Source organism: Gordonia soli NBRC 108243 (assembly GCF_000334455.1).
Taxonomy (GTDB): domain Bacteria; phylum Actinomycetota; class Actinomycetes; order Mycobacteriales; family Mycobacteriaceae; genus Gordonia; species Gordonia soli.
The window spans coordinates 45,069-56,490 of the sequence record NZ_BANX01000018.1 but is presented as its reverse complement, the minus strand read 5'-3'; the positions used below and the strand labels follow the sequence as shown (position 1 = coordinate 56,490).

Annotated in this window: 10 protein-coding genes; 5 read left to right on the top strand and 5 right to left on the bottom strand. The window is 67.9% G+C overall.

The window, feature by feature from the left end; genetic code table 11:
- The first annotated feature begins 511 nt into the window (after positions 1-511).
- Entirely contained in the window at positions 512-1,447 is a 936-nt protein-coding gene (locus GS4_RS12875) for a heme o synthase (RefSeq protein WP_007621181.1), read from the top strand.
- A gap of 110 nt (positions 1,448-1,557) precedes the next feature.
- Here the strand turns inward: GS4_RS12875 and GS4_RS12870 are convergent, their stop codons facing one another.
- Entirely contained in the window at positions 1,558-2,532 is a 975-nt protein-coding gene (locus GS4_RS12870) for a quinone oxidoreductase family protein (RefSeq protein ID WP_007621174.1), read from the bottom strand.
- A 64-nt stretch (positions 2,533-2,596) separates the two neighbouring features.
- Between GS4_RS12870 and GS4_RS12865 the strand changes: the two genes are divergently transcribed.
- Entirely contained in the window at positions 2,597-2,992 is a 396-nt protein-coding gene (locus GS4_RS12865) for a hypothetical protein (RefSeq protein WP_007621173.1), read from the top strand.
- A 130-nt stretch (positions 2,993-3,122) separates the two neighbouring features.
- On the opposite strand, the gene GS4_RS12860 is transcribed toward GS4_RS12865, so the two are convergent.
- The 4 genes from GS4_RS12860 to mptB form a co-directional block, all read right to left on the bottom strand.
- Positions 3,123-4,130, bottom strand: a complete 1,008-nt coding sequence (locus GS4_RS12860) for a COX15/CtaA family protein (protein WP_007621172.1) — start codon at positions 4,128-4,130, stop codon at positions 3,123-3,125.
- Entirely contained in the window at positions 4,127-4,924 is a 798-nt protein-coding gene (locus tag GS4_RS12855) for an ABC transporter permease (RefSeq protein ID WP_007621170.1), read from the bottom strand. Before GS4_RS12855 ends, GS4_RS12860 begins: the two co-directional genes overlap by 4 nt.
- Complete coding sequence (locus tag GS4_RS12850) at positions 4,921-5,877, bottom strand: ABC transporter ATP-binding protein (RefSeq protein ID WP_007621168.1); 957 nt, start codon at positions 5,875-5,877, stop codon at positions 4,921-4,923. The genes GS4_RS12855 and GS4_RS12850 overlap by 4 nt, the downstream gene beginning before the upstream one ends.
- Positions 5,878-5,995: 118 nt before the next feature.
- Positions 5,996-7,804: a polyprenol phosphomannose-dependent alpha 1,6 mannosyltransferase MptB gene (gene mptB, locus GS4_RS12845; protein ID WP_007621166.1), complete on the bottom strand. Its 1,809-nt coding sequence runs from the start codon at positions 7,802-7,804 to the stop codon at positions 5,996-5,998.
- Positions 7,805-7,906: 102 nt separating this feature from the next.
- On the opposite strand from mptB, the gene GS4_RS12840 reads away from it, so the two are divergent.
- The 3 genes from GS4_RS12840 to sufD are packed head-to-tail and all read left to right on the top strand — an operon-like array spanning position 7,907 to position 11,375.
- Complete coding sequence (locus tag GS4_RS12840) at positions 7,907-8,740, top strand: helix-turn-helix transcriptional regulator (protein ID WP_083862722.1); 834 nt, start codon at positions 7,907-7,909, stop codon at positions 8,738-8,740.
- The gene (sufB, locus tag GS4_RS12835; RefSeq protein ID WP_007621164.1) at positions 8,737-10,200 is read left to right on the top strand and encodes a Fe-S cluster assembly protein SufB; all 1,464 of its coding nucleotides are present in this window, start codon (positions 8,737-8,739) and stop codon (positions 10,198-10,200) included. Before GS4_RS12840 ends, sufB begins: the two co-directional genes overlap by 4 nt.
- Positions 10,200-11,375, top strand: a complete 1,176-nt coding sequence (gene sufD, locus GS4_RS12830) for a Fe-S cluster assembly protein SufD (RefSeq protein WP_007621163.1) — start codon at positions 10,200-10,202, stop codon at positions 11,373-11,375. Before sufB ends, sufD begins: the two co-directional genes overlap by 1 nt.
- Positions 11,376-11,422: the final 47 nt, after the last annotated feature.

The window sequence follows — 11,422 nt, the reverse complement described above, 5'->3', positions numbered from 1 at the left end:
GTGGTGAACCGTTCGCGACAGCGATCCGGGATGGTCCGGGGGCAGTCTGCAGCGGACGGTTCGGCCTGTTCGCAACCCAGCCTAGTCGTGCGCCGACCTCTCCGGCGCGTGGACCGGTCGGTAGGCGTCGACTCCGATGAGCAGCGCGTGTCGGGTGGGCGTCGCGCGGATGTCGGAGGTGGCGCGGATGTCGCTCCCGCAGGCCTCCACCTCGATTCTCTGTTAGCGGATCGCACGGTCTACCATGCTCTGTAGTAGCCGAGGCGTACCCGTTCACGACGGCATCCGAACGTCGTCCACACCCGACACCGGGGCGGACCGGGCGCCGGCAGAGGGAGTGGCCGTGAGGATTGGGGAGCGAGTGACCGGAGAGTGGTCCGCAGCATCACGCGGCACCCGGTCGACCTCCCCTCGGACGTCGGACTCGGGTCGGGTCGCCGAATCCGCGGACGTCCCGGCGACCGCCGATGCGGCCGACGTCGATTCCGCCACCGCACACCCGGAACCGACCGTGGACGTCGTCGAGGAGACGACCCCGGAGACCGGCTGGCGGCGGGTGCGGGCGACCGTCCTGGCGTACATCGCACTCACCAAGCCGCGCGTCATCGAGCTGCTGCTGGTGGCCACCATCCCGGTGATGCTGCAGGCCGACCGCGGTCACGTCGATCTCGCGCTCATCGCGTTCACACTGTTGGGCGGATGGCTCGGTGCGGCATCGGCCAACACACTGAACATGGTGGCCGACGCCGACATCGATCAGAAGATGAAGCGCACCGCGCGTAGGCCGCTGGCCCGCCGCGCCGTCGCACCCCGCAACGCACTTGTGTTCGGCATCCTGCTCGGTGTCGGTTCGTTCGTCGTCCTGTGGTCGGCCGCCAACCTGCTCAGTGCGCTCTTGGTGACCGCGACGATTGCGTTCTACGTCGGCGTCTACACGATGATCCTCAAACGCCGGACCTGGCAGAACGTCGTCTGGGGCGGCGCAGCCGGGTGCATGCCGACATTGGTCGGTTGGGCCGCGGTGACGGGTTCGCTGAGCTGGCAGCCGGTCGTGCTGTTCGCGGTGATCTTCTTCTGGACACCTCCGCACACGTGGGCCCTCGCCATGCGATACAAGGAGGACTACAAGGCTGCCGGCGTGCCGATGCTGCCGGTCATCGCGACCGAGCAGCAGGTCACCCGACAGATGGTCTGGTACACGTGGGCCACCGTCGCAGCATCGCTGGTCCTGATCGCCGCCACCAGCTGGATCTACGCCGGCCTCGCGGTCGCGGCGGGTATCTGGTTCGGCAGCCGAGTGCAGAAGCTCTACCGCGAGACCCGTCGTGGCGCAGAGGTTGCGCCACTCAAGGTGTTCCTGCAGTCCAACGAATACCTCGCGATCCTGTTCTGCGGACTCGCGATCGATGCGGTGGTCAACTTGCCGCTGGTGACCAGCTACTTCTGATCCGAGACGCGGGCTCGCGGAGATCACGAGCGCCGGCCGCACCCCGCCCCATCCCCGGACCCCGCTCGATCCCTGGCTCCGCTCGACGCCCCGTCATGCTCGATGCCTGCTCACGGTCGGCCGGGGACCAGAACCGTACTGCCGGTCGTCGCACGGCCCTCCAGATCGCGATGCGCCTGCTCGGCATCGGCCAGCGCGTAGCGATTCCCGACATGGACGTCCAGCGTCTCGTCGGTGACGGCCGCGAAGAACTCACCGGCCCGCCATGCCAACTCATCGGGGTCGGCGATGAAGTGCGCCAGGGTGGGCCTGGTCACCGACAGTGAGCCGGCCTGGTTGAGCCGCTGCAGGTCGAACGGCGGCACCGGTCCGCTGGCCGCCCCGAACAGCACGATCGTGCCCCGGATCGCAGCGGCGGCGAGCGAGTGCTCGAATGTGTCGGCGCCGACGCCGTCGTAGACGACCGAGACGCCGCGTCCGCCCGTGATGTCACGCACCCCGGAGACCAGACCGTCGCCGTACCGCAGCACCTCGGCGGCACCGGCGGCCCGCGACAGCTCCTCCTTGGCGTCGTCGGAGACGGTCGTGATGACCCGAACCCCTCGCGCAGAGGCCAGACGGGTGAGCAACAGTCCGACACCACCGGCTCCGGCATGCACCAGGATGGTGTCGCCTGCCTCGGGATGCGCGCTGCCGTCGAGCAGGTAGTGGGTGGTCAAACCGCGCAACAACGACGATCCGGCCACCTCGTCGGGCACTGCGTCGGGGACGGGCACCGCGCGGTCGGCGCGAACCGCGACCGACTCCGCGTAGCTCGCCGGGGCATCGGTCCAGGCGACGCGGCGGCCGACCTCCAGATCATCGACCTCGGTACCGACGGCGGTGACCACACCCGCGCCCTCGGTGCCCGGGATGTACGGCGGGGTCGACGGATAGAGCCCGCGGCGCAGATAGGTGTCGATGAAGTTGACGCCGATCGCGGTGGTCCGGACCACGACCTCGCCGGGAGCGGGAACCGGGTCGTCGACCGATCCGTAGGTGAGAACCTCGGGACCGCCGTGTCGGGTCACCTGGATTGCACGCATGGGACCGTTCTACACGCCCCACCGCGCTCGGAACCGACCGTGCCGGTGGCGGTATGCTCGACGCATGAGCGACGACACGGGCTCGGAGACGACCACCGACACCACCACCGAGGAGGCCGCGAGCGCACCCCGTCCGTCGGTGCCCGGACGGGTCATCTCGGCGGTCTCTTCTTTTGTCTCGCGGGAGGGTTCGGCCAAAGCCGTCCTCCAGCCGATCGGTGGCGCCGGGGTCCGCATCACTCTCGTCGGTGAGAAGGGTGGCCTCCTCGGCGATCAGGTGGTCGCCGACCTCGCCGTCGCCCAGGCCGTGGTCGACACCGTCGACGGCGTCGAGGTCGCCGAATGGGATCGCGAGCTCACGTCGGAGACCACCGTGTCCCCGACCCACTACCGGAAGATGGCCGGCTGGGTCGCCGGCCAGAAGCACTTTCCGAAGGCGCGCAACTCCGCCGTCCTCTGATCTCGGCCACCGTGTGATTCTCGGGGTTCTCTGATCTCGACTGTCCACTGCCGGATCCGGATCGCATGCGTGCGGCGCCGTCCCCGGGTTGCCCGGCGATCCGGGGACACCGACCGTCAGCTGGATACGGTCAGACTGCTGAGGACGCCTTCTCTGACCCGCCGTAGGGTTCAGCCTCGGCGGTACGGAACCGCAGGACCAACCACGTCGCACCGACCAGCAGCAGCGCGCTGCCGATCATGTGCGCGATGACGAGCGCGATCGGTAGGTCGGTGACGTACTGCACGACACCGATCACGGCCTGGAGGACGAGCAGCCCGACGTAGGTCAGCACCACCCGCGCCTGGGGCAGGCGGCCGACGAGCGCGACGACTGTGATCGCGATGGTGAGTCCGACCAGCACGAACACGGCATCGGCGTGCAGTTGGGTGGCGGCACCGGGAGCCAGGCCGTTGCGGGGTGCCTTCACGTCCCCGGCGTGCGGACCGGAACCGGTCACGACCGTCCCCAGGTAGACGGTCACCCAGGTGGCGAGGTACAGCAGCCAGGACAGCACGACGCCGTAGCGGGCCGACAGTGAGGGCGTCGATCCCGGTGTGAGGTTGGGGCGGGTTCGGTAGACCAGGACCGTCGCCCCGGATACGAGACCCATCGAGAGCAGGAAGTGCAGCGCGACCACCCACGGATTGAGCTGGGTCAACACCGTGATCCCACCGATCACGCCCTGGAACGGGATCCCCAACGCGAGGACCGTGGCCAGCAGGGTGTCGCGACGTGGGCTGGTCGTCGCGCGGAGCACGGCTGTCCAGGTCGCGATCGCGATGATGATCAGCACCCAGGTGAGCATCCGGTTGCCGAACTCGATCACACCGTGGATGCCGAGCTCTCCGTGCGGCACGAAGGAGTTGTCGGTGCACTGGGGCCAGGTGGGGCAGCCGAGACCGGAGCCGGTGAGGCGCACCGCTCCGCCGGTGGCGACGATGCCGATGTTCGCGACGAGCAGGCCGATGGCCCAGCGGTGGACGAACGAAGGTGTGGGACGACCGAATCCGGGGATCCGCGACCAGCGGGAACCGTTCGGGTCCGTGGTCTGCGCGACCGCGGTATCGGCCGGGCGGGGAGCCTGCGACGTCGTCATCGGAATCGGAACCACCTCACTGCCAGGACTGTCGCGACGACCGCCCACACGAGCAACACGCCCACCCCGATCATGTCGAACGATCCACGCGACGCCTGGTCGAGCGCTTCCGTCAGTGCACCGGACGGCATGCACCGGGCGATCCACACGACGGCGTCGGGAACCCGTGATCCGAGGATCACCAGGCTGCCGATGCCGACCATCGCGAACCAGAGCAGGTTCGCCAGAGCCAGGACCACCTCGGCCTTCAGCGTGCCGCCGAGCAGCAGTCCGAGTGCGGCGAAGGTCGCGGTCCCGATTGCGATCATGATGGCCCCGAGCAGCAGGGCCAGCGGATGCGGACGCCAACCGAAGGCCAGTCCGATCGCACCGATGATCGCCGACTGCGCTGTCACGACGGCGATCACCGCGACCGACTTGCCCGCGATGATGCCCCAGCGCGGGATGGGCGTGGCACCCAGACGTTTCAACGCTCCGTAGCGTCGGTCGAATCCGACGGCGATCGCCTGCCCGGTGAACGCCGTCGACATCACCGCCACGGTCATGATCGCCGGCACGAAGGTCGTCGCGCGGGCTGCGGGACCGTCACCGAGGCCGGTGTCGATGGGGAACAGGCACAGGCCGATCAGCAGGGTGACCGGGATGAACAGGGTCAGCAGCAACTGCTCACCGTTACGGACGAGGAGCCGGAACTCCAGGGCCGACTGCGCGGTCAGCATCCGGACGATCCCGGCGGGTGCGGGGCGCGGCGCGAATGTGCCGGCGGGGAACAGGTCTGTCGATGCCGAGCTCATGAGCGCAACGCCCGTCCGGTCAGGTCCAAGAACACGTCTTCGAGGCTGCGTGTCTCCACGCGCAGGTCGGTTGCGAGGACGTTGATCTTCGCACACCAGGCGGTGACCGTCGCCAGCACCTGAGGGGTGACCGAACCCACCACCAGGTACTTGCCCGGTGTCGGTTCGGTGCACACATAGCCCTCGGGGAGTGCCAGTTCGAGCATGGACAGGTCCAACCCCCGCGGTGCCGAGAAGCGCAGCTCGTTCTCGGCTCCCTGGCTGGTCAGCGTGGCGGGTGTGCCGGCGGCCACCACTCGACCGTGGTCGATGATCACGACCTCGTCGGCCAGTTCCTCGGCCTCGTCCATCATGTGTGTGGTCAGCAGTACCGAGACACCGTCGGTGCGCAGTCGATCGATCAACTCCCACACCACGATCCGTGCGTGGGCGTCGAGCCCGGCGGTGGGTTCGTCGAGGAACACCAGCTCTGGTCGGCCGACGATCGCGCAGGCGAGGGAGAGTCGCTGCTGCTGACCGCCGGAGAGTCGGCGGAAGGGGGTGCGGGCGACCTCGCGGAGGCCGAGTGCGTCCAGGAGCCAGTCGGGGTCGATGGGGTCGGCACAGTAGGCGGCGCAGAGTCGGACCATCTCCTCTGCTCGTGCGCCGGGGTATGCACCGCCGCCCTGCAACATCACGCCGATCCGACTGCGGAGGTGATCGTTGTCGGCGATCGGATCCAGCCCCAGTACCGAGACACTGCCCGCGTCCGGGGTCTGGAAGCCCTCGCAGATCTCGACGGTGGTGGTCTTGCCGGCGCCGTTGGGGCCGAGCAGCGCGAGCACGCCACCGACCGGGAGTTCCAGGTCGAGACCGTCCACCGCGGTGCGATGGCCGAATCGTCTGACCAGACCGGACACCCGGACAGCCAGATCGGGACGGGTCGCCGACGTCGGGCTCACGGGACGAGCCATCGACGTCCGGTCGTCGTCCGGATTCCGCTGTCGGGTCGTCGTGCTGGGCACATCGATCAGCCTAGGCGGTGGGAGCCGTCGCCCAAAAAATCGTCCGGCGGGCAGGCGTCGACTCCTCTCACGGCGACGTGGAGGTGGGGACCTCGTCCTCGGACTCCGTGACCGGGGTGCGACGTCGACGGAGTCGGAGATCCTCGAAGAAGAGGGCGGTCAGGATCGCGACCATGATCACGCCGGCGAGAAGCCCTTGCGCGAGAACGACTCCGCTGGTGTTCGAGCTGGTCGGCATGACGACGATCGCGATGATCGCCGACGCGGCGATCGCGGTGAGACGGAACCAGCGGCCGGTGGCCCAGGCAGCCAACGGGATGACGGCCCACAGCAGGTACCAGGCCTGGACGAAGGGGAAGAAGAGCACCACTGTGGCCATTGACACACCGAGGGCACCTAGCGGATGCAGCCGACCACCGAGCGCCGCCAGCAGCCACCGGACGACGAAGACCGCCGCGATCAGCTGTCCGATGGGCCGACAGACGTCGAGGATGGCCTGTGTCTGGTCGCCGAGCCCGAGCCCGATACCGATGCGGCCCGTCGTCACCGACAACAGCGTCGGCATCGACATCCAGGACCGCACGATCTCGCCGGTGCTCAATGTGGACGTCCACCCGAACCCGAGGCCGGTGCCGACGCAGATCCCGATCACGACGACCCCGAGGATCACCGCCAGCGACGCCGCCGAGGCCGACAGCGCGATGACCGATTGCTTCGATCGCGCCCACCACTGTGAACGGGGTGCATGCCGGAGGGCCGGCAGTGTCGCGCCCCACCGCTGCGCGAGGGCGATGCCGACGAACCCCAGCGCCAGCATCGAGGTGACCTTCACCATCGACGACGCCGACAGCACCGCGACACCCGCGATCAGGATCCAGCCGGATCGCGAGGGCCAGAATGCGGATCCCTCGCGGCGTAATCGGTCGGCACCGTAGATGGCCCGGAAGGACAGTTCGAGGCCGACCAGCATCATGCCGAGCATGAGGGCCTCGTTGTGGATGCCGCCGACCAGATGCAGGATGACCAGCGGGTTCATCGCGCCGAGCCAGAGCGCGGCGACCGACGAGACACCACAGCGACGGGCCAGACGAGGCAGTGCCCAGACGATCAGTGCCAGACCGACGAGGGCGACGATCCGGTGCAGGAAGATCGCTGCGGTGATGTTCTCGCCGGTCACAGCGGTGATGCCCTTGCCGATCCACAAGAAGAGCGGCCCGTAGGGCGCGGGTGTGTCCCGCCAGAGGTTGGGCACCGACCGGGTGAGTTCGTGTACCACGCCCAGACCTCGGACCGGACTCACCACGTACGGGTCCATGCCGCGGAAGGCGATCGCGCTCTGGGCGAGATAGGAGTAGACGTCCTTGCTCAACAGCGGGGGAGCGATGACGATCGGGGCGATCCACAGCAGCAGGGTCCGGTCGGCCTGTCGTCGCGTCATGCGCCGTTCGGGGCTGCGGCCGTGGAAGACCTCGACGCTGAACCTGCCGACCGCGAACCGCCCGATCAACAGCCAGGCGACGACCAGCATCAGCGTGCCGCCGATCGACAGCGTCAGCGCGGTGCTCCACATGCGCGAGGGCAGCGAGAGCACGCGGACACCCGCGGTCGGGTTCTGCAGCACGGGGACGGCCCCCGTACCGAGCGAACCGATCAGCAGCAGTACCGAACCGGTCGCCCCGAACAGCTTGATGCGCTGCAGGCGACGGTTCTCCTCGGCGTTGAGCGGACCGACCTCACGCTCGTCGTCGTGCAGACGCGCGACGGCGCGACCATAGTCACCGGGACGGTCGGCGTCCGGCCGAACCGCCGATTTCCGCCGTCCGCCGGCGAGCCCGAGGTAGTCCAACGCGCGACGCAGGACTGTGGTTTCTGGCACACGACGACTCTAGTGCCAGTCCGGTCGAGGCCCACATCCCCTCGCACGGGCCTCGACGGCGGGGTCGACACGCCGGCGGATGAACGAACGCTAAGGGTGCCCTTGCTGGAAAGGAGGAATCAATTACGTCACACTCGTGTTGTGAAAACCGTGCGGAGTGATGTCGTGCCCTCGGGCGCCGGAGTCGGGGATACCCCCGTCGCCGGACATCACGACGGCCACACCCGGAACGCAGTGGTGACACTGCTGGTCGAGGGTGGTCCGTTGACCGCAGGCGAGATCGCGGAGCGTCTGGGTATCAGCCCGGCGGGCGTCCGCCGACACCTGGACGCGCTCGTCGCCGCGGGCGACGTGGAGGTCTCGTCCTCGGGCTTCGGGCAGCGTGGTCGTGGACGTCCGGCCAAGTGGTTCCAGCTGACCGCAGGCGGTCGCGGCAAACTGCGGCACGCCTACGACGATCTCGCGGGCGCCGCGATGCGCAAGCTGCGTGACATCGGTGGCTCGGACGCGGTGGAGGATTTCGCCCGCGACCGGGTGGAACGAATCGTCGCAGGGGTCACCCCGGCCGACGAGTCGGGTTCCGTGGCCGAGACGGTCGACGAGATCGCCGACGCCCTCACCAGCGCGGGATTCGCGGCGAACACCCGGCAGGTCGGCACCGGTATGCAGATCTGCCAACACCATTGTCCGGTCGCCCACGTGGCCACCGAGTTCCCGGAGTTGTGTGAGGCGGAGACCGCGGTCTTCACCCAACTGCTCGGCACGCATGTGCAACGCCTGGCGACGATCGCCAACGGTGACTGCGCCTGCACCACCCACGTGCCGCTGCATCCTCCGCCGGATGGTGTCGCATCGCCTGCCGATGCAGACACGACAGCGAGCGGGCCCCAGCCCACACCCGCTCACCAGAAGACGAGTCGAAAGGCCTCGCGATGACAGTCACCGATCCCGCCGCGACCGACACCGGTACGCCGGTCAAGCCAACGCCGTTGTCGCAGGAGGAGACCATCGCCTCCCTCGGCACATACGGCTACGGCTGGTCCGACTCCGACGAGGCGGGCGCCAGCGCCCAGCGCGGTCTGTCCGACGCGGTCGTCGCCGACATCTCGGCGAAGAAGAGCGAGCCCGAATGGATGCTGGAACAGCGTCTCAAGGCGCTGCGCATCTTCGATCGCAAGCCGATGCCGCACTGGGGCGCCGAGCTCGACGGCATCGACTTCGACAACATCAAGTACTTCGTGCGGTCCAGCGAGAAGCAGGCCGCGTCCTGGGACGACCTCCCCGAGGACATCAAGAACACCTACGACAAGCTCGGCATCCCCGAGGCCGAGAAGCAACGTCTGGTCGCCGGTGTCGCCGCCCAGTACGAGTCGGAGGTGGTCTACCACTCGATCCGTGAGGACCTCGAGCAGCAGGGCGTGATCTTCCTCGACACCGACACCGGTCTCAAGGAGCACCCGGAGCTGTTCCAGGAGTACTTCGGATCGGTCATCCCCGCAGGCGACAACAAGTTCTCTGCGCTGAACACCGCGGTGTGGTCGGGTGGATCGTTCATCTACGTCCCGCCGGGTGTGCACGTCGACATCCCGCTGCAGGCCTACTTCCGGATCAACACCGAGAACATGGGTCAGTTCGAGCGGACGCTGATCATCGTCGACGAGGGCGCCTACGTGCACTACGTCGAGGGCTGCACCGCGCCGATCTACAAGACCGACTCGTTGCACTCGGCCGTGGTCGAGATCGTCGTCAAGAAGGGCGGCCGCTGCCGCTACACGACCATCCAGAACTGGTCGAACAACGTCTACAACCTGGTCACCAAGCGTGCGAAGGCCGAGGCCGGCGCGACCATGGAGTGGATCGACGGCAACATCGGCTCCAAGGTCACCATGAAGTACCCGGCCGTCTGGCTGACAGGCGAGCACGCCAAGGGCGAGGTCCTGTCGGTCGCCTTCGCCGGCGAGGGGCAGCACCAGGACACCGGCTCCAAGATGGTGCACCTGGCGCCGAACACCTCCAGCAACATCGTGTCCAAGTCGGTGGCGCGCGGCGGCGGACGAGCGTCGTACCGCGGCCTGATCAAGATCAACAACGGTGCCCATGGCAGCCGCTCGACGGTGAAATGTGATGCGCTGCTGGTCGATCAGATCAGCCGGAGCGACACGTATCCGTATGTCGACATCCGTGAGGACGACGTGACGATGGGTCATGAGGCCACCGTCTCGAAGGTGAGCGACGACCAGTTGTTCTACCTGATGAGTCGCGGGCTGACCGAAGACGAGGCGATGGCGATGGTCGTCCGCGGATTCGTGGAGCCGATCGCCAAGGAACTCCCGATGGAGTACGCGCTGGAGCTCAACCGGCTCATCGAGCTGCAGATGGAAGGGGCGGTCGGCTGATGGCGGATCCCACGATCCCCGCCACCCCGGCGGCCCTCGCGGTCAACAAGGGTGAGCAGTTCACGTCGTTCGACGTGGACGCCTTCGAGGTGCCCCACTCACGTGAGGAGGCATGGCGGTTCACGCCGTTCCGTCGCCTTCGCGGTCTGCACGACGGGTCCGCGCAGCGGTCCGGTGAGGCGGGCGTCGAGGTCGAGGGAGTCACCGACGGCGTCCGTGTCGAGACCGTCGGTCGTGATGACGAGCGCCTCGGCCAGGGTGGCGTGCCCTTCGACCGCATCGCCGCACAGGCGTACTCAGGTTTCACCGAGGCCACCGTCGTGACGGTCGGCACCGAGATCGAGCTGTCCGACCCGGTCACCATCACCGTGACCGGACCGGGTGAGGGCGAGGTGGCCTTCGGGCACCTGCAGATCCGGTTGGAGCCGTTCGCGCGCGCCGTCGTGGTCCTCGACCAGAAGGGCAGCGGGACATACGCTGAGAACGTCGAGTTCGTCGTCGGTGACCAGGCCGCGCTGACCGTTGTCAACGTCCACGACTGGGCCGACGACACGGTTCACGTGGCCGCACATCACGTGAAGCTCAGTCGCGACTCGGTGATCCGTCACTTCGCGATCAGTTTGGGCGGCGATCTCGTCCGCTTGTCCCCGGTGGTGCATTACGACGCCCCCGGCGGTGACGCCGAACTCTGGGGTCTGTACTTCGCCGACGCGGGACAGCACCTCGAGCAGCGACTGCTGGTCGATCACAGCCAGCCCCACTGCCGTTCGAACGTCGTCTACAAGGGTGCCCTGCAAGGCGTCCCGGGCGATCGCGCCCGCGAGGCGCACACGGTGTGGATCGGCGACGTGCTGATCCGTCCCGAGGCCGAGGGCACCGACACCTTCGAGTTGAACCGCAACCTGGTGCTGACCGACGGCGCACGCGCGGACTCGGTGCCGAACCTGGAGATCGAGACCGGCGAGATCGTCGGCGCCGGGCATGCCAGTGCCACCGGCCGATTCGACGACGAGCAGCTGTTCTACCTGCAGGCCAGGGGCATTCCGGAGGACCAGGCTCGCCGTCTCGTGGTGCGTGGGTTCTTCCGCGAGGTGATCGCCAAGATCGGTGTCCCGGAACTGCGTGAGCGTCTCGAGGCGGCCATCGAGGTCGAACTCGAATCCGCCGGCGCCTGAGCGCGCGGACTTCAGCCAACCACAGCCCCGAATCATCAAGGAAGACA

Coding starts and splice junctions, on each gene's coding strand:
- GS4_RS12870 (WP_007621174.1), bottom strand. CDS start 2,532: ATGCGTGCAATCCAGGTGACCCGACACGGCGGTCCCGAGGTTCTCACC.
- GS4_RS12855 (WP_007621170.1), bottom strand. CDS start 4,924: ATGAGCTCGGCATCGACAGACCTGTTCCCCGCCGGCACATTCGCGCCG.
- sufD (WP_007621163.1), top strand. CDS start 10,200: ATGGCGGATCCCACGATCCCCGCCACCCCGGCGGCCCTCGCGGTCAAC.
- GS4_RS12865 (WP_007621173.1), top strand. CDS start 2,597: ATGAGCGACGACACGGGCTCGGAGACGACCACCGACACCACCACCGAG.
- GS4_RS12860 (WP_007621172.1), bottom strand. CDS start 4,130: ATGACGACGTCGCAGGCTCCCCGCCCGGCCGATACCGCGGTCGCGCAG.
- sufB (WP_007621164.1), top strand. CDS start 8,737: ATGACAGTCACCGATCCCGCCGCGACCGACACCGGTACGCCGGTCAAG.
- GS4_RS12850 (WP_007621168.1), bottom strand. CDS start 5,877: ATGGCTCGTCCCGTGAGCCCGACGTCGGCGACCCGTCCCGATCTGGCT.